Raw genomic sequence first — 16,242 nt, 5'->3', positions numbered from 1 at the left:
GTTTCGGCTCATGCGCGCCCTCAGAACATCTGGCTCGGATCGAAGTTGAAGGTGACGTCTTTCCACGTGTCGTATTTCTCGGCCGGCAGCGAATAGGGTGCACACCGCCGCACGGCGCGCACGGCGGCTTCGGCGGCAACCCGCTGCGCGGTCGATCCGGAGCCGCCCTCGATGATCTCGGGCAAACCGATGAGCTGGCCCGACTGATCCAGTTGCAGCCGCAGCGAAACGCGCAGCGAACCGGCATCGGACACGCCCGATGGCGGCGACCAGCAGCGGCTGACCTGACCGCGCAGGGCATCGTATTCGGACTGGCTCAGCCGCGCGCCCGTCGTGTGGGTGCCACCCAGCGCCGCTTGCTGTTGCGAGCGCCGCGCGCCGCCGCCTGCCGATTGCTCGCGGTTCAGAAGCGCGGCGATCTCATCTGCATCGAACTCGCGCTCGCGCGTGTCGTTCGCGGTTTCGCGCGGCTTTGGCTGTGCCTCGGCGGTGCGTGTCGGCTGCGGGCGCGGCGTTTCGGGCGGGCGCGGCGGCTGCGGGCGCACCTGCGGCAGCGGAACGTTCTGCGGCAGTTGCGGCGCCGGTTCCACGGCGGCTTCCTCGACCGGGGCCGGTTCGGGCTCCGGTTCGGCCTCGGCCGGTGTCTCCGGCTGGGGCGCCGGCTCCGGCTCCTCGGCCGGGGGCGGTGCTTCCTCCGCCGGCTGCGGCGGCGCTTCCGGCGGCGGCGCCTCGGCGGTCGCCGTCTGCACCGTCTCGCGCGGGGCGGCTTCCGGCTGCGGCGCGCTTTCCAGGTCTACCTCGTTGTTGCCGATATTCTCGGCCGGCATGGGCAGGCGCTCGGGCGCCTCGGTCGGCGTCGGGGCGGGCGTATCCGCCATCTCGGCATCGGCCTCGCCCTGCACGACCTGGCTGTACTCCTCGATGGGAACCACGGAGACCGGCATCGCTTCGCCCTGCGTCATGTCGAGCGGCCGTGGAGAGCCGAACGACACGAGCATGGCCGTCAGCAAAGCTGTATGCAGGGCCGCTGATGTGGCGAGGGATTTCATCGCGGTGCGCTCAGCTCCGCGTTTCCTGAGCCGTCACCAGCCCGATATTGCTGTAGCCGGCGGCGGATATGCGCGCCATGACACGCGCGACGGCGCCATAGTCGGCGGCCTGGTCGGCGCGGATGAAGATGCGTTCCTCGTAACCCGTCTGGGCAATGGCCTGCAGTTGCGGCACCAGGGCCTCGGGCTCGACTTCCGTTTCCTGGATGAAGACCTTGCCGTCCGCCTGGATGGCGATGGTGATCGGCTGCGTATCCGCGTTCAGCGCCCGCGCCTGCGTCTTGGGCAGGTCAAGCGGCACGCCCACCGTCATCAACGGGGCGGACACCATGAAGATGATCAGCAGCACCAGCATGACGTCGACCATCGGCGTCATGTTGATTTCGCTCATCGGCGCGCGCTTTGCGCGTCCGCGCCGGCCGCGGCTGGAGCCGGAGGGCATTCCGGAAATGGCCATGTCGCTTGTCCTCCGTTCCGGTCCCGCTCAGCGCGACGCCATCTTCTCATCGATCTGCCGCGAAAGAATGGCGGAGAACTCGTCGGCGAAGGTTTCCATGCGCGCGCCCAGCTTGCCGGCATCGGCCGAAAGCTTGTTGTAGGCGATGACGGCCGGGATGGCGGCAACGAGGCCGATGGCCGTTGCCAGCAGCGCCTCGGCGATACCGGGCGCAACCACCGCAAGGCTTGTCTGTTCGGAGGCGGCGATGGCCTGGAACGAGGTCATGATGCCGACCACCGTGCCGAACAGCCCGACGAAGGGCGCGGCCGAGCCGACGGAAGCGAGAAAGCCGAGGCGCGATTCCAGTCCCTCGACCTCGCGGGCGATGGACACGTCCATGGCCTTTTCGATGCGGGTCTGAAGGCCGATCGGCGAGCGGGCGCCCTTCTCGAAGCTCTTCTTCCATTCGCGCATGGCGGCGACGAACAGCGCGCCCATGCCGCTGGTCTTGCGGTCGGACAGGGTGTGATACAGTTCTTCGAGAGACTGGCCGGACCAGAAATTGCTTTCGAACTGGTTCAACTGGCGGCGGAAGGCGGCATAGCGCGTCACCTTGTCGAAGATGATCGCCCAACTCCAGACGGAGGCGACGAGAAGCCCGAGCATGACAAGCTTGACGATGATGCCGGCCTGCCAGAACAGGTCCATCAGTCCGACGCCGTGAGCCTGCGCGGCAAGGCTCGTCTGGGCGACTTCGTTCATGTGCTTTGACCCTCGAATGGCCGCGGCTCGCACGAGGCGCGGCTGAGCTTTCCTTGAAAATTGCCTGAAGCGGCGGACACGAAGCGTCCGACCGCCCCTTCCCCCAAGCCGCCCTTTCACCCATAGAATCAGGTAAAAGAATGGCGTAGAGGCGACTGAAGCAGCCTGCCGACTATGGGCTTGTTAAGGTTAACGCCGCGTTACACGTCCGGCCTTCAACCCTCGGGTGCGCCTAACAAACGCGCCACCGCAGACGGCATGCGGCGGGGCTTGCCCTCCGGCGAAATCACCGCAACCTTGACTTTCGCTTGCACCAGAAGCGTATCGCCACGGCTGATCCGTTGGCCCAGCACCACACGCGCACCGCCGAGAAGCGTTGTCGAAGTCTCGACGCTCAATATGTCGTCGATCCGGGCGGGCCGCAGAAAATCGATGTCCATATGGCGTACGGCAAAGGCCATCTGCTCGCCGAAGCGGCCGTCCATCAATTCCCCGTGCCCGATTCCGTGAAGACGCAGGTAATCCGTGCGTCCCCGCTCCAGGAAGTGCAGGTACCGGGCGTGATATACGACGCCCGAAAAGTCCGTATCCTCGAAATAGACGCGCACCATCAGGCGGTGCCCCGTCGGGGTCAGTTCTCCTGCAAGCCCGGGCACGACGGTATCGTCGCTCATGCATCCGGCTCGTCGAACAGGGTGGACTGGGCGCCCTGATAGGTCGACGGCACGGCAAGTCCGAGATGGCGGAAGGCATTGGCCGTCAGAAGGCGTCCGCGCGGTGTGCGCTGGATAAAGCCCTGCTGCAGAAGATACGGCTCCACGATATCCTCGATGGCGTCGCGCGGCTCCGAAAGGGCGGCGGCGATCGTCTCGATGCCGACAGGGCCGCCCCCGAAATTCAGCGCGATGAGGTCGAGATAGCGCCGGTCCAGCGGATCCAGCCCCAGGCTGTCCACCTCCAGCCGGGTCAGCGCCTCGTCCGCCACGCGGCGGTCTACCCGGGCGGCATCGGCCATGGTGGCGAAGTCGCGCACGCGGCGCAGAAGCCGGCCGGCGATGCGCGGCGTACCGCGCGCGCGCCGCGCGATTTCGCGCGCGCCGTCATCGGCCATCTCCAGCCCCATCAGCCGCGCGCCGCGCCGCACGATGAGTTCGAGTTCCTCGACCGTGTAGAAGTTCAGCCGCACCGGAATGCCGAACCGGTCCCGCAGCGGCGTCGTCAGAAGGCCGATGCGGGTGGTTGCCGCAACCAGGGTGAACCGCGACAGATCGATCTTCACCGAGCGGGCGGCCGGCCCCTCGCCGATGATGAGGTCGAGCTGGAAATCCTCCATCGCCGGATAGAGGATTTCCTCGACCGCCGGATTGAGGCGGTGGATCTCGTCGATGAAGAGAACGTCGCGCTCTTCCAGATTGGTCAGAAGCGCGGCCAGATCGCCGGCCTTGGCGATGACGGGGCCGCTGGTGGAGCGGAAGTTGACGCCCAGCTCGCGCGCCATGATCTGCGCCAGGGTCGTCTTGCCGAGGCCCGGCGGACCGACGAAGAGAACATGGTCCAGCGCCTCGCCGCGCGCCTTCGCCGCCTCGATGAAGACTTTCAGATTGGCGCGCGCCGCCGCCTGCCCGACGAAATCCTCCAGCCGCTGCGGCCGCAGCGTGTTGTCTTCGTCGCCGCGGCTGTCGGGCGAAATGAGGCGTCGTGCGTCGCTCATCGGCTAAGCGCCTTCAGGCCGAGGCGGATCAACCGGGCGGACTCCGCGTCCTCGCCCGCCTCGCGCACGGCGCTGGCGATGGCGCCGGCCGCCTGGTCGCGGGCGTAGCCCAGATTGACCAACGCCGACACGGCATCGGACACCGCCCCGGCGGCAACGCCGTCGCCGAGGTCGCGCTTCAGGGCAAAGCCGTCGATATCGCCGGCCGTGGCGAAGGCCGGCGCCTTGTCCTTCAACTCCGCCACGATGCGTGCAGCCACCTTGGGGCCGACACCCGGCGCGCGCGCCACCATGGCCTTGTCCTGCAGGGCCACCGCGTTGGCCAGGTCGCCGGCCGACAGCGTGCTCAGCACCGCCATGGCCACCTTGGCCCCGACGCCCTGCACGTTCTGCAGCAGGCGGAACCAGCCGCGCTCCGCATCGCTGGAGAAGCCGTAAAGGCGGATCATGTCCTCACGCACGATGGTCTCGATGAAAAGGGTCACCGCCTCGCCCATGCCGGGCAGGTTCGACAAAGTGCGTGCGCCGCAGAATGCGACATAGCCGACGCCATGGACGTCGACCACCACATGGTCACCTGCGATCTCGTCCACCGTACCCTTGAGTTTGCCGATCAAACCCTGCCCCCTGCCGGAACGCCCCTGTCGCGTGCCGCTTCCATTGCCGCAAGCCGCGCCGTCGCCGACTGGCGTTGATGCGTATGGCATATGGCGATGGCCAGCGCATCGGCGGCATCGTCCGTATCGAAAACAGCCTTTGGCATCAGCACCTTGACCATCATATGGATCTGGGTCTTCTCGCCATGGCCGACACCGATGACCGCCTTCTTAACCGCGTTCGGGGCATATTCCGATACCGGAAGGCCGGCAAGGGCCGGCACCAGCATGGCGATGCCGCGCGCCTGTCCGAGCTTCAGTGTGGCAGTCGCGTCCTTGTTCACGAAGGTGTGCTCGACGGCGGCTTCCTGCGGGCCGAAGCGATGGATCACCTCAGCCAGACCGTCGTGAAGCTGCCGCAGGCGCGAGGCGAGATCGAGCCTGTTGTCGGAGGTGACGGTACCGGAATCCACGAAACGAAGGCTGTTTCCAAGGGTTTCGACGACACCCCAGCCCGTACGACGCAGCCCCGGATCGATGCCGATGATGCGAATGACGCTCTCCTGCCTCGGGCCGACCATATCTTCTCCATTCATAGGCACATCGGCCGATTCGATAAAGCTCAAGAGTGAACAAAAGAGAAACATTCGTCCGGCCGGTCGCAATGCCGCCCGACAGGCAACATATGCCCGGTTGCGATTGGCCAAAGGACGACGCCCATGCACCTGACGATACGCAGCCTCGCCATCGCCGTCCTTTTGGCATCGCCCCTCGCCGCCGCCGCGCAGGATGCCGTTCCGGACGACGTGCGGGAGGCGAAGCCGTTCGTGGCGGCGCCCGGCATTGCCGATCTGTCCGGCGCCTTCGAGGCGCTGCAACCTCTGGAGACCGTGGTGATCGCCCGCAAGGGCGAAATCGTTCTCGACCGTGGGTTCCGCGGCAACCGGACCGATCGAGCCACCAACATCAAGTCGGCGTCCAAGTCGGTCATTTCCGCCCTGGTGGGCATTGCCATAGACAAGGGCATTCTCGAGGGGACCGACCAGAAGATCGCAAGCGTCCTGTCCGGCTCGTTCCCTGCCGACCACGATCCGCGCCTCGACGATGTCACCATCGGCAATCTCCTGTCCATGCAGGCCGGGCTGGAGCGCACCTCGGGCAGCAACTACGGAGGGTGGATCGCCAGCCGCAACTGGGTTTCCAATGCGCTGGCCCGCCCCTTCGTGGACGAGCCGGGCGGCACGATGCTGTATTCCACCGGCTCGACGCATCTTCTGTCGGCGATCCTGACGCGCGCCAGCGGCAAGCCCACGCGACAGCTTGCACGGGAGTGGCTGTCTCCGGCCGGGGCCACCGTCTCGGGTTGGGAGCGCGATCCGCAAGGGATCGACCTTGGCGGCAACCAGACCGCCATGACGCCGCGCGCCCTTCTGGCCTTCGGCGAGATATATCGGCGCGGCGGGCTGGATGCGGATGGCCGGCGCGTCGTCTCGCAAAGCTGGATCGACGAAAGCTGGACGCCGCGCACCCGGTCGCGCTTCACCGGAGAAGCCTATGGCTACGGCTGGTTCCTGTCCCGCTTCGCCGGCCATGACGGCGCCTATGGCTGGGGCTATGGCGGCCAGATGATCTACGTCATCCCCGACCTTGAGCTCACCATCGCCATCACGTCGGACGAATCCCAGCCCTCGGGCCGCAGCGGCTATGTGCGCCAGTTACATCGAATCGTGGCCGAGCAAGTTGTGCCGGCGGCCGAGGCCGCCATGCAGGCAGAGGGTGGAGAGGCCGGCTGAGCCGGCCCCGCCTCAGGCGGCCGACAGGCGCGCCAGGACCTCTTCGTCCACTTCGAAATTGGCATAGACGTTCTGCACGTCGTCGTCGTCTTCCAGGTTGGCGATCAGCCGCAGGATAGACTGCGCCTTTTCCTCGTCCACCGGCGCGCCGGTCTGCGGGCGCCAGATGGCCTTGACGCTTTCCGCCTCGCCCAGCGATGCCTCCAAGGCATTGGCGACATCGCCGATATCCTCGAAGGCGGTGATGATGCGGTGGCCGTCCTCGTCCGACTGGACATCGTCGGCGCCGGCCTCGATCGCCGCTTCCATGATGGTGTCCGCATCGCCGGCCGAAACCGGATAGACGATCTCGCCGACACGGTCGAACATGAAGGCGACGGAACCGGTTTCGCCAAGGGCGCCGCCCGATTTGGTGAAATAGGACCGAACGTTGGACGCGGTCCGGTTGCGGTTGTCGGTCAGCGCCTCGACGATCACCGCCACGCCCGCCGGCCCATAGCCCTCGTAGCGGACGGACTCGTAATTGTCGCCCTCGCCGCCCGCGGCCTTCTTGATGGCGCGCTCGATATTGTCCTTCGGCATGGACTGCGCCTTGGCATTGTTGATCGCCAGGCGCAGGCGCGGGTTCATGTCGGCATCGGCCAGCCCGCTCTTGGCCGCAACGGTGATTTCACGCGCCAGCTTGGAGAAGAGTTTGGAGCGGACGGCATCCTGCCGCCCCTTCCGGTGCATGATGTTCTTGAATTGTGAGTGACCGGCCATTTGGCACCTGTTTCTTGTCGATTATGCACTGGGTTGGGCGGACATATAAAAAAACGCGGGGCCCGCGTAAAGTTGGCGCCCTTACCAGAAGTCCGGCACGCATTGCGCAAGGCGCGGGCCAAGCCGTACCGGGGACACATGCTCGGCCAGCCCGGTGCGATCCGAAATCTCCACTGCCAGCCCGCAAAGCGTGCCCGGGCCGGACGCCGCCTCGAAGCGGCCGCGCGGCACCTTTGTCACGAAGCGGTTGAGCGGCTCTTCCTTGTCCATCCCGAGCGATGAATCGTAGTCGCCGCACATGCCGGCGTCGCTCTGGTATGCGGTGCCGTGCGCCAGAATCTGCGCATCCGCCGTCGGCACATGGGTATGCGTACCCACCACGACACTGGCGCGCCCGTCCAGGAAATGTCCCATGGCCTGCTTTTCGCTGGTGGCCTCGGCGTGGAAATCCACGATCACGGCGTCGGCCTGCTCGCCCAGCGGGCTGGCTTCGACCAGGTCTGCGGCGCAGCGGAACGGATCGTCCAGGTCGGGCGACATGAAGACGCGCCCCATGATGTTGGCCACCACGATGCGCGCGCCGTTGCGGGCGATGAACAGGCCACTGCCGCGCCCCGGCGTGCCCTGCGGATAGTTGGCCGGCCGCAGGAAGGCGTCGTAGCGCCCTGCGAAGCCCAGAGCCTCGCGCTGGTCCCAGACGTGGTTGCCGGTCGTCATGACGTCGGCGCCGGCTTCCAGCGTCGCCTCCAGTATGTCTTCAGTAACGCCGAAGCCGCCGGCCGCGTTCTCGCCGTTCACCACCACGAAATCGAGCTTCCAGTCCGAAACGAGACCGGGCAGCCGATCCAGGACGACGGTGCGGCCACTGCGTCCCACTAGGTCGCCGAGGAAAAGAAAACGCATGCCACCCCCTTGCCCGATTCGTGTCATTCTTGGCCTTCCAGTACGCCAGATAGGAGGCAACGTGAAAGAAGCAGATTTGGCGGCGTTCGGCGGCATGTCGCGTCGCGCCTTCTTACTGGCGGGCTGTGCCGCCGCCCTTGTCGGCTGTGCGGGGCCGATGGCAAGCGGGTCGAACACGGTTGCGCTGCCCATCGCGGACGGCGCGGCATTGGCCAGCGTCAACCGGTTTCGTGCCTCCAACGGCCTGCCGCCCCTGTCCATCGATGGGCGGCTGATGCAGGCCGCACGCATCCAGGCCGAAGCGATGGCCGCCTCCGACGCGCTCAGCCATACCGCCGGCGGACGCCTGCCCGGTCGCGTCTCGGCGGCCGGCTACGAATGGTCGACGACCGCGGAGAATATCGGTCGGGGATATGCCGACTACGAAGCCGCCATGCGTGGCTGGATCGGGTCGCCCGGACACCGGAAAAACCTGTTGAACCCCAACATCGTGCATATCGGCTTTGCCGGGGCGCGGCGGGCCGATGGCGGCCGCAACTATTGGGCGCAGGTGTTTGCCGCACCACGGCCGCAGGCTCCGGCCGGTGGCGTGGCCTTCAGGGGCCAGGTGCTGTCGACGGGCGGTGTACTGCGCTTTCCGTAACGATCATGTCCAGCGTGCGGTCATGCGCCTCCATCGGCACATGGTCTACACGCTGGGCGTCGAAGGCGACGCCGATCGTCAAAAGCCTGCCGCCTTGCGCCAGGCGGGCGATGGCCCTGTCGTAGAAGCCTTTGCCGTAACCGCAGCGCCCGCACGCCAGGTCGAAGGCGGCCAGGGGAACGATCAGAAGGTCCGGATCGAGCTGCTCCGCGCCGGCGCCCGGGGCATAGGTGCCGAAGCCCTGCCGCTCCATGCCCTCGGTGCCGTCAAGGCGGCGGAACACCAGATCGGCATTCACGATGGCGGGTACGGCCACGGCGATGCCGCGTGCCGCAAGCGCGGCCATCGCAGGCCGCGGATCGACTTCCGAGCGGATCGGCAGATAGCCCGCCGCCGACACGGTCGGGCGATCGGCGAGCACGGAGAGAATACGGTCGTTGATGGCGGCGGATGCTGCGGCCCGTGCTGCAATGGACAGGGCGTCGCGGCGTCGAAGGCCGAGCTCACGGACGATCGCCTTTTCTTCACGCAAGGATTGCCGCACGCCGCATGACCATTGTCGGATGGGAAAAAATGAGGAAGTGACGAGCCACCTCGGCCGATGAGAAAGTCGATCCCGGGAACCTACAGAGTAGGTGGGCGCCGTGTGCCCCAGTCCACGGACCAAGGCAGGGACAGCTCCCTTCGGAATGACTAAGGCCCCGAGGAAAAGTTATCCCTGTCGCACCGTGCAGCCCGTCACCAGCCAATATAGAGGTGTAGTCGCCAGCTTGCCAGTGGGTGCGTTGCCGACGATCATCGTTTTTCGCCGGCCCTCTCCAGCTTCAGCGCCACGCGCTCGATGGCTTCCGACATGCCGTTCATGGTTTCGATCAGCACTTCCCGGCCGTTCCGCGTTTTATCCTGGGCATCGCGCAGCGATGCCATCTCGGATTCGAGCGCCGACAGGCGGGCCTTGGTTTCGGATAGCTCGTCCATCGTCATGATGGCGGCCATCACGGTCAGGCGCTGGTCTCCGATCTCGCCGAAGCTGGACCGCAGCTCCACGACGCGCTCGTCCAGCTTTGCGCCGAGCGACAGAAGATGGTCTTCCTCCCCCTCCGCGCAGGCCATGCGATAGGCCTTGCCGTCGATGGTCACCACGATCTGTGGCATCGTCATCCCCCGTTACGCATAGGACGCTGTGCGGCCGTGCCGTCAGCCGCGCCTCTGTTCCATCACCTGCCGGATCGCCTCCATGGCGGCCACGAGCCGCCGGGAGACCTCGCGGTTCGCCTCTTCCAGGCGTCCGGCCTTCAGCATGCAGGCATCCAGTTCCCCCGCAAGGCGACCGCGGTCGGCTGTCATGCGCTGGATTTCCTCGTCGACTGTCATGGAAGCGCCGTTTTCGATGACCGTGTCGCTGGCCTGCTCGAGGCGCTCCAACGCTCTCTGCAATCGTGCTGAGGCGCCCGCCAGCGTCGTCTGGTCCTCCATGTGCGTCAAATACCCCCTCATGCCCGCGGCGTCGTGGCCGAAGGCCTTCATGAATGCCGGGCAACAAGCCAATGGCAGATTTGTAAATCACCTGAGCCGCGATGAGAAGCACGCCCTTGCGACAAGCGATTCTTTTGGACGGCCCTTGGACGCGGTAAATGCGGCAAAAGGCCGGAATAAGTCAGGCTTTCCGCACGGCGCCTCCTAATCGGTTGAATGAAAGGGGCGCTGCTTTTTTCCGCTGCGAGCCCAGAAAAACCCGCAATTTTGGTTCCCACCCGGCGCTCGAATGCTCTAAGAAGCTTGGCGCTACGGGCCGGCCATCCACTGCGCCGGCAGGCTCCGGTTTATCGGGGCGAAGGTTCCCAAGGAGGACAGAAATGGCAATTCGCGTCGCCATCAACGGATTTGGCCGCATCGGTCGCAACGTGCTTCGGGCGATCGTCGAATCGGGCAGGACCGATATCGAGGTGGTCGCCATCAACGATCTCGGCCCGGTCGAGACGAATGCGCACCTGATCCGCTTCGACTCCGTGCACGGACGCTTCCCCGGCGAGGTCAAGGTAGACGGCGACACGATCGACGTCGGGCGCGGCCCGATCCGCGTTACCGCCGAGCGCGACCCGAAGAACCTGCCCTGGAAAGAGCTGGGCATCGATGTCGCGATGGAGTGCACCGGCATCTTCACCGATCCGGCGAAGGCCGGCGCGCATCTCGAGGCCGGCGCCCGCAAGGTGCTGATCTCCGGTCCGCTGTCCGGCACCGCCGGTGCCGAGAAGACGATCGTGTACGGCGTCAACCACCACACGCTGAACGGCGACGACAAGATCATCTCCAACGCATCGTGCACCACCAACTGCCTTGCCCCGGTGGCCAAGGTCCTCAACGACGCCATCGGCATCGACAAGGGCTTCATGACCACGATCCACTCCTATACGGGCGACCAGCCGACGCTGGATACGATGCACAAGGATCTGTATCGCGGCCGCGCGGCGGCGCTTTCGATGATCCCCACCTCCACCGGTGCGGCCAAGGCCGTCTCGCTGGTGCTGCCCGAGCTCAAGGGCCGGCTGGATGGCGTCGCCATCCGCGTGCCGACGCCGAATGTCTCGGTGGTGGACTTCAAGTTCGTCGCCAAGCGCGCCACCACGGTGGAAGAGGTGCAGCAGGCCATCCGGGCCGCGGCCGACGGACCGCTCCAGGGCATCCTCGGTTACACCGACTTCCCCAATGTCAGCCACGACTTCAACCACGACGCCCATTCCTCGGTCTTCCACATGGATCAGACCAAGGTGATGGACGGCACGCTGGTGCGCATCCTGTCCTGGTACGACAATGAGTGGGGCTTCTCCAACCGCATGTCCGATACAGCCGTGGCGCTTGCCAAGGCCTGATCATGTTTGCCCCGCCGCGCGCATGTGACGTCCGCTGGCGCCCGCTCGACGGAGACGGGCTGGAGCAGCTCAGTCTGCGGCCCGCCGCCGGCGGCGTCACGGCGCGCGGCGTGGTCATCGGCGCGCGCGGTGGCAAGACCTACGGCGTCTCCTACCGGATCGATTGCGATGCCGGCTGGACGGTACGCCGCCTCGGGCTGGCGGTCACGGATGGCCGCCGGCTTGCGCTCGAGTCCGACGGCAGCGGCAACTGGCGCAAGGCCGACGGCACGCCGCTGCCCGACCTTGCCGGTTGCATCGACGTCGATCTGGCCGGAACGCCCTTCACCAATACGCTGCCCATCCGCAGGCTGGGGCTGACGCCCGACCACGGCACGGTCGAGTTGTCCATGGTCTACGTACCGTTCGACAGCTTCGAGCCGGTCGTGGACCGCCAGCGCTATACCTGCCTGACGCCCGCACGCCTGTATCGCTACCAGGCGGCGGACCGGACATTTACCGCGGACCTGCCCGTCGACGAGGACGGGCTGGTGCTCGACTACCCCACCTTGTTCAAGCGGCTCGGCGGCTGAGGCCGGGCCCGACGGAGGAACGCATGACCCTTTTCAAGACGCTGGACGACGTCGACCTGGCGGGCAAGCGCGTTCTTGTCCGCGTGGACCTGAACGTGCCCATGCAGGACGGCCGCATAAGCGATACGACACGCATCGACCGGGTGCTGCCAACCATCCGCGAGATCGCAGGCAAAGGCGGCAAGGTCATTCTGCTTGCGCATTTCGGCCGCCCCAAGGGCAAGGTCGACAAGGCCCAGTCGCTGGAGCCGGTTGCGGAAGCGCTGTCCGACAAGCTGGGCAAGCCCGTGGGCTTTGCGGAAGACTGCGTCGGCCCCATCCCCGAGGGCATCGTCGCCAACATGGCCGATGGCGACGTGCTGCTGCTGGAAAACACGCGCTTCCACCCGGAAGAAGAGCAGAACGACGACAGCTTCGCTGCAAAGCTCGCCAGCCTTGGCGATCTTTATGTCGACGACGCATTCTCGGCGGCGCATCGCGCCCATGCCTCGACGGAAGGCATCACCCATCATCTTCCGTCCTATGCCGGCCGCGCCATGCAGGCCGAGCTGGACGCGCTCGAAAAGGGCCTGGGCGATCCGGCGCGCCCGGTGGTTGCCATCGTCGGCGGCGCGAAGGTTTCCAGCAAGATCGACCTTCTCTCCAACCTCGTGACCAAGGTGAACTGCCTCGTCATCGGCGGGGGCATGGCCAATACCTTCCTGGCCGCGCTGGGCAAGGATGTCGGCAAATCCCTTTGCGAGCACGACCTCACCGATACCGCCCGCTCCATCCTGAAATCGGCCGAAGGGTCGGGCTGCGTCGTGCTGTTGCCGGTGGATGCGGTCGTTGCGCGTGAGTTCAAGGCCAACGCCCCGAGCGAGACCGTGTCGGTCGACAAGGTGCCGGACGACGCCATGATCCTGGATCTCGGGCCGGCCAGCACCGGCCAGATAAAAGAGTGGATCTCCAAGGCCCGCACCCTGGTCTGGAACGGTCCTCTCGGCGCCTTCGAGATCGCGCCGTTCGATACGGCCACCGTCGCGGCGGCCAAGCATGCGGCCGAGCGGACACGCAACGCCCATCTCGTGTCGGTGGCGGGCGGCGGCGATACGGTTTCGGCCCTCAACCATGCGGGCGTGGTGGATGAGTTCACCTATGTGTCCACGGCCGGCGGCGCCTTCCTTGAGTGGATGGAAGGCAAGCCCCTGCCCGGTGTCGACGCGCTGAAGGCCTGATGTCCGCCTGACGGAAGTTTCATGCGTCCGTCACGCAAATGAAGCCTATACTGTCGGGGTCGGCCTTGCCGGCCCCGTTTTCATGCCGATCGATCCAAAAAGGAAGTCACCGATGTGGAAGGCCTTTCTCACATGGCTGATGTTTCCGGTCTACGTCTGGCAGGGCGCCCGGATACGCCGGCGTATTGAAAGGCTGCGTCCCCCGGAAGGGCCTTTGGCGGGCTATTTCGGCCCCCATGCCGAAAGCCCGCATATCCGGCTGCTGGTGCTGGGCGATTCATCCGCCGCGGGCGTCGGCGTCGACCGCATGGAAGACAGCCTGGCCGTGCGGCTGGCCGAGCGCCTCCATGCCGTTTCGGGCCTGACCGTCGCCTGGCGTGCGATCGGCTCCAATGGCGCGGTGTCGGCCGAACTGCGCGACTATGTCGTGCCCAACATCGCCCGCGAGGCCTTCACCCACATCGTGCTGATGGTCGGCACCAACGACGTCAAGAACTTCCATGGCCTGCGCCGCTTCAAGAAGGGCTTCGGCGGCCTTCTCTACGCGTTGCGGGCCCGCTGGCCGCAGGCCCGGATCGTCTGGTCGCCGCCGGTGGACATGCGCCGCGTACCCGCCCTTCCGCGCGGCATCGGCGCCGTCCTGGAAATGCGGGCCGATCTGTTCCGCCGGCTGGGGACGCGCCTGTGCCACGAGCGCGGGGCGATCCCGTCCATCACCCTGCCGCGCGTCGAGCCGGCGGGGTTTTCACGCGACGGGTTCCACGCCTCGGCAGAGGGGTCGGCTTACTACGCCGGCCATCTCGTTTCCTATGTGATCGGGGACCACGCCACCATCAATCTGCCGACCGCCGGGTCGGCCGGCTCTCAATCGCCCTCGTCCTCATAGCCCACAAGGTGCAGCGGGCGTGCGCGCATGCCCTGCAGCTCGCACCAGCGCACCAGGGCTTCCTCCCGCCCGTGGGTGACCCAGGTTTCGTCCGGCTTCAGTTCCGACAGGGTGTCGGTCAACTCGTCCCAGTCGCAATGGTCGGAGATGATCAGCGGCAGTTCCACGCCGCGCTGGCGCGCCCGCTGGCGCACCTGCATCCAGCCGCTGGCGAAACAGGCGACCGGATCGGGAAAGCGCCGCGCCCAGCGGTCGGCAAAAGCCGAGGGCGGGCCCACCACGATGGCGCCGGCAAATTCGCCCTTCTGCCCCTTGCCGAGCGTGGCCGGCAACAGCGGACCGAGATCTATCCCTTCCTGCGCATAATACTCGCATAGGCGCACCAGGGCCCCATGGATGTAGATGGGGGCATCGTATCCTTCGTCGCGGATCATGCGGATGACGCGTTGCGCCTTGCCGAGTGCATAGGCACCCACGACATGCGCGCGCTCCGGAAATTGCCGCAGGGATTCCAGCAGCCGACCGATCTCGTGCCGGCCGGACGGGTGGCGGAACACCGGCAGCCCGAAGGTCGCCTCGGTAATGAACACGTCGCACGGCACAGGCTCGAAGGGCTCGGAGGTCGCGTCCGCCGTCCGCTTGTAATCACCGGAAGCGACGATGCGGGTGCCCTTGTGCTCCACGGCGATCTGGGCAGAGCCGAGCACGTGCCCGGCCGGATGGAAGGTCACGGTAACGTCGTCGATGGCGATCGGCGTTCCCCAGTCGGCCACCTGCCGCTGGCCGGTAAAGTCCGCGCCGTAGCGCAGCGCCATGATGTCCAGCGTGCGACGCGTCGCCAGCACGGCGCCATTGCCCGGTCGGGCGTGGTCGGCATGGCCGTGCGTCACCAGCGCACGGGCAACGGGGCGCACCGGATCGATATAGAAATCGCCGGGTGGGCAATACAGCCCCTCCTCCGTCGGCCTCAGCAGGGTCTCATAGGCCGCCATGCACACTCCCGGTTCGGATCGGACCATCTGAAATTGCTTGCGCTGGATAGCGCGCGCACGCCATATGCATCACGTCAATTCTTTCGACAGAGCCCGTGTTCCAACACCGTCATCGCTCCGGCGACGCGCGCGCCGACCGCCGTGCCGAATATGCAGAACATTACGCGCAGTCAGGCGATGTCCAGGCAGCGATGGAGTTGATGCGCCAGGCGCTCGAGCTGGCGCCCCGCTGGCCGCTGGGCCGGCTTCGCCTCGGTGAATATCTGGAAAGTGCCGGGCAGCACGATGCCGCCGCCGACATCTATCGGGAGCTGGTGTCCGATGGGGTGGAGGATGTCTATGGCGCAGGGCTGAAGCTCGCCGCACTCGGCCACGCGCCCGTTCCCGACAGCCCGCCGCCGGCCTTCGTGGCCGGCCTCTTCGACCAGTATGCCGACCGTTTCGAGACGGCGCTGGTGGAAAGGCTGTCCTATGGCGTTCCCGAGGCGATCGAGTCGATGCTGGCCGGCGCCGGCCTGCTCGGCGCGATCCTCGATCTCGGCTGCGGAACCGGCCTCATGGGAGAAAGGATCAGCGCGCGGGCCAGCCGGCTGGACGGGCTCGACCTGTCGGATCGGATGCTGTCGCATGCGCGGCAGAAGCATATTTACGATAGCCTGTATCAGGCCGACCTCTGCGATCCGCCGGCAGACATCCGCGCCCGCCGCTACGATCTCATCACGGCTGCCGACGTTCTCATCTATGTCGGCGACCTTGCACCGGCTTTTGGTCTGGTTCGCTCGCTGATGGCGGCGGGCGGCCGCTTCGTCTTCTCCGTCGAGGCAGGAAGCGAGGGCACGGGCTACAGCCTGCAGCCGACACTGCGCTACGCCCATGCGCCCGATTATGTCGCAGCGGAACTGTCGAAAGCCGGGATGCGGGCCGTGGAAGCGCGCAAGACTGTCCTCCGCCAGGACAGGGGCGCGGACGTTCACGGCCTGCTCTATCTCTGCACCGCCGCCTGACCGGTCATATTGAATAAATGTGCATTGCGTTATAATCTCTTCG

General features: G+C 66.3%; 20 protein-coding genes and 1 other RNA gene. 7 read left to right on the top strand and 14 right to left on the bottom strand.

From position 1 onward, the window contains the following. Positions 1-20: 20 nt before the first annotated feature. The 7 genes from AUL31_RS01300 to ruvC all read right to left on the bottom strand — a co-directional run bounded on the left by AUL31_RS01300 (position 21) and on the right by ruvC (position 5,138). A complete protein-coding gene (locus AUL31_RS01300) occupies positions 21-1,049 on the bottom strand; it encodes a hypothetical protein (protein ID WP_060600215.1) in 1,029 nt (342 codons plus the stop codon). A gap of 10 nt (positions 1,050-1,059) precedes the next feature. Next, the gene (gene tolR, locus AUL31_RS01295; protein WP_039191823.1) at positions 1,060-1,506 is read right to left on the bottom strand and encodes a protein TolR; all 447 of its coding nucleotides are present in this window, start codon (positions 1,504-1,506) and stop codon (positions 1,060-1,062) included. Positions 1,507-1,533: 27 nt separating this feature from the next. Next, positions 1,534-2,250 (bottom strand): protein TolQ, encoded by a 717-nt coding sequence (tolQ, locus tag AUL31_RS01290; protein ID WP_060600213.1) that lies wholly within the window; start codon positions 2,248-2,250, stop codon positions 1,534-1,536. 215 nt (positions 2,251-2,465) lie between these two features. Continuing rightward, positions 2,466-2,924, bottom strand: coding sequence for a tol-pal system-associated acyl-CoA thioesterase (gene ybgC, locus AUL31_RS01285; RefSeq protein ID WP_060600210.1), 459 nt, complete (start codon positions 2,922-2,924; stop codon positions 2,466-2,468). Further along, the gene (gene ruvB / locus AUL31_RS01280; protein ID WP_060600207.1) at positions 2,921-3,961 is read right to left on the bottom strand and encodes a Holliday junction branch migration DNA helicase RuvB; all 1,041 of its coding nucleotides are present in this window, start codon (positions 3,959-3,961) and stop codon (positions 2,921-2,923) included. Before ruvB ends, ybgC begins: the two co-directional genes overlap by 4 nt. Further along, positions 3,958-4,578: a Holliday junction branch migration protein RuvA gene (gene ruvA / locus AUL31_RS01275; RefSeq protein ID WP_060600205.1), complete on the bottom strand. Its 621-nt coding sequence runs from the start codon at positions 4,576-4,578 to the stop codon at positions 3,958-3,960. The genes ruvB and ruvA overlap by 4 nt, the downstream gene beginning before the upstream one ends. After that, positions 4,575-5,138, bottom strand: coding sequence for a crossover junction endodeoxyribonuclease RuvC (gene ruvC, locus AUL31_RS01270; protein ID WP_060600497.1), 564 nt, complete (start codon positions 5,136-5,138; stop codon positions 4,575-4,577). Before ruvC ends, ruvA begins: the two co-directional genes overlap by 4 nt. A gap of 138 nt (positions 5,139-5,276) precedes the next feature. Here ruvC and AUL31_RS01265 point away from each other — a divergent pair, with 138 nt between their 5' ends. Next, complete coding sequence (locus AUL31_RS01265; protein ID WP_060600202.1) at positions 5,277-6,350, top strand: serine hydrolase domain-containing protein; 1,074 nt, start codon at positions 5,277-5,279, stop codon at positions 6,348-6,350. A gap of 12 nt (positions 6,351-6,362) precedes the next feature. On the opposite strand, the gene AUL31_RS01260 is transcribed toward AUL31_RS01265, so the two are convergent. Both AUL31_RS01260 and AUL31_RS01255 read right to left on the bottom strand, forming a co-directional pair. Continuing rightward, the gene (locus AUL31_RS01260; RefSeq protein ID WP_060600200.1) at positions 6,363-7,112 is read right to left on the bottom strand and encodes a YebC/PmpR family DNA-binding transcriptional regulator; all 750 of its coding nucleotides are present in this window, start codon (positions 7,110-7,112) and stop codon (positions 6,363-6,365) included. An 81-nt stretch (positions 7,113-7,193) separates the two neighbouring features. After that, the gene (locus AUL31_RS01255; RefSeq protein WP_060600197.1) at positions 7,194-8,015 is read right to left on the bottom strand and encodes a TIGR00282 family metallophosphoesterase; all 822 of its coding nucleotides are present in this window, start codon (positions 8,013-8,015) and stop codon (positions 7,194-7,196) included. Positions 8,016-8,076: 61 nt separating this feature from the next. On the opposite strand from AUL31_RS01255, the gene AUL31_RS01250 reads away from it, so the two are divergent. Beyond that, positions 8,077-8,658: a CAP domain-containing protein gene (locus AUL31_RS01250; RefSeq protein ID WP_159439776.1), complete on the top strand. Its 582-nt coding sequence runs from the start codon at positions 8,077-8,079 to the stop codon at positions 8,656-8,658. Here AUL31_RS01250 and AUL31_RS01245 read toward each other — a convergent pair. From AUL31_RS01245 to AUL31_RS01230, 4 genes are all read right to left on the bottom strand, one after another. Then, a complete protein-coding gene (locus tag AUL31_RS01245) occupies positions 8,612-9,190 on the bottom strand; it encodes a 5-formyltetrahydrofolate cyclo-ligase (RefSeq protein WP_060600191.1) in 579 nt (192 codons plus the stop codon). The genes AUL31_RS01250 and AUL31_RS01245 overlap by 47 nt on opposite strands. Before the next feature lie 50 nt (positions 9,191-9,240). After that, a non-coding RNA gene (ssrS, locus tag AUL31_RS01240) (6S RNA) lies at positions 9,241-9,398 on the bottom strand. 55 nt (positions 9,399-9,453) lie between these two features. Further along, positions 9,454-9,813, bottom strand: coding sequence for a cell division protein ZapA (locus AUL31_RS01235; RefSeq protein WP_060600189.1), 360 nt, complete (start codon positions 9,811-9,813; stop codon positions 9,454-9,456). Between the two features lie 42 nt (positions 9,814-9,855). Beyond that, the gene (locus AUL31_RS01230) at positions 9,856-10,134 is read right to left on the bottom strand and encodes a DUF4164 family protein (protein WP_060600495.1); all 279 of its coding nucleotides are present in this window, start codon (positions 10,132-10,134) and stop codon (positions 9,856-9,858) included. 380 nt (positions 10,135-10,514) lie between these two features. Here AUL31_RS01230 and gap point away from each other — a divergent pair, with 380 nt between their 5' ends. From gap to AUL31_RS01210, 4 genes are all read left to right on the top strand, one after another. Next, the gene (gene gap, locus AUL31_RS01225) at positions 10,515-11,528 is read left to right on the top strand and encodes a type I glyceraldehyde-3-phosphate dehydrogenase (protein WP_060600187.1); all 1,014 of its coding nucleotides are present in this window, start codon (positions 10,515-10,517) and stop codon (positions 11,526-11,528) included. 2 nt (positions 11,529-11,530) lie between these two features. After that, on the top strand, positions 11,531-12,100 hold the full coding sequence (locus AUL31_RS01220) for a putative glycolipid-binding domain-containing protein (RefSeq protein WP_060600185.1): 570 nt from the start codon (positions 11,531-11,533) through the stop codon (positions 12,098-12,100). A gap of 23 nt (positions 12,101-12,123) precedes the next feature. Then, positions 12,124-13,317 carry a phosphoglycerate kinase gene (locus AUL31_RS01215; protein WP_060600183.1) on the top strand — a complete coding sequence of 398 codons (1,194 nt, stop codon included), beginning with the start codon at positions 12,124-12,126 and terminating at the stop codon, positions 13,315-13,317. 112 nt (positions 13,318-13,429) lie between these two features. Then, a complete protein-coding gene (locus tag AUL31_RS01210; RefSeq protein ID WP_060600181.1) occupies positions 13,430-14,203 on the top strand; it encodes an SGNH/GDSL hydrolase family protein in 774 nt (257 codons plus the stop codon). On the opposite strand, the gene AUL31_RS01205 is transcribed toward AUL31_RS01210, so the two are convergent. After that, the gene (locus AUL31_RS01205) at positions 14,182-15,195 is read right to left on the bottom strand and encodes a ligase-associated DNA damage response exonuclease (RefSeq protein WP_060600179.1); all 1,014 of its coding nucleotides are present in this window, start codon (positions 15,193-15,195) and stop codon (positions 14,182-14,184) included. The two genes, AUL31_RS01210 and AUL31_RS01205, sit on opposite strands and share 22 nt — an antisense overlap. A gap of 95 nt (positions 15,196-15,290) precedes the next feature. On the opposite strand from AUL31_RS01205, the gene AUL31_RS01200 reads away from it, so the two are divergent. Further along, positions 15,291-16,199: a class I SAM-dependent DNA methyltransferase gene (locus tag AUL31_RS01200; RefSeq protein ID WP_060600176.1), complete on the top strand. Its 909-nt coding sequence runs from the start codon at positions 15,291-15,293 to the stop codon at positions 16,197-16,199. The last annotated feature ends 43 nt before the right edge of the window (positions 16,200-16,242 follow it).

Origin of the sequence: Aureimonas altamirensis (genome assembly GCF_001463885.1) — a bacterium.
GTDB lineage: Bacteria > Pseudomonadota > Alphaproteobacteria > Rhizobiales > Rhizobiaceae > Aureimonas > Aureimonas altamirensis.
Note: the sequence above shows the minus strand (reverse complement) of the source record. Positions and strands in the feature narration are given on the sequence as shown.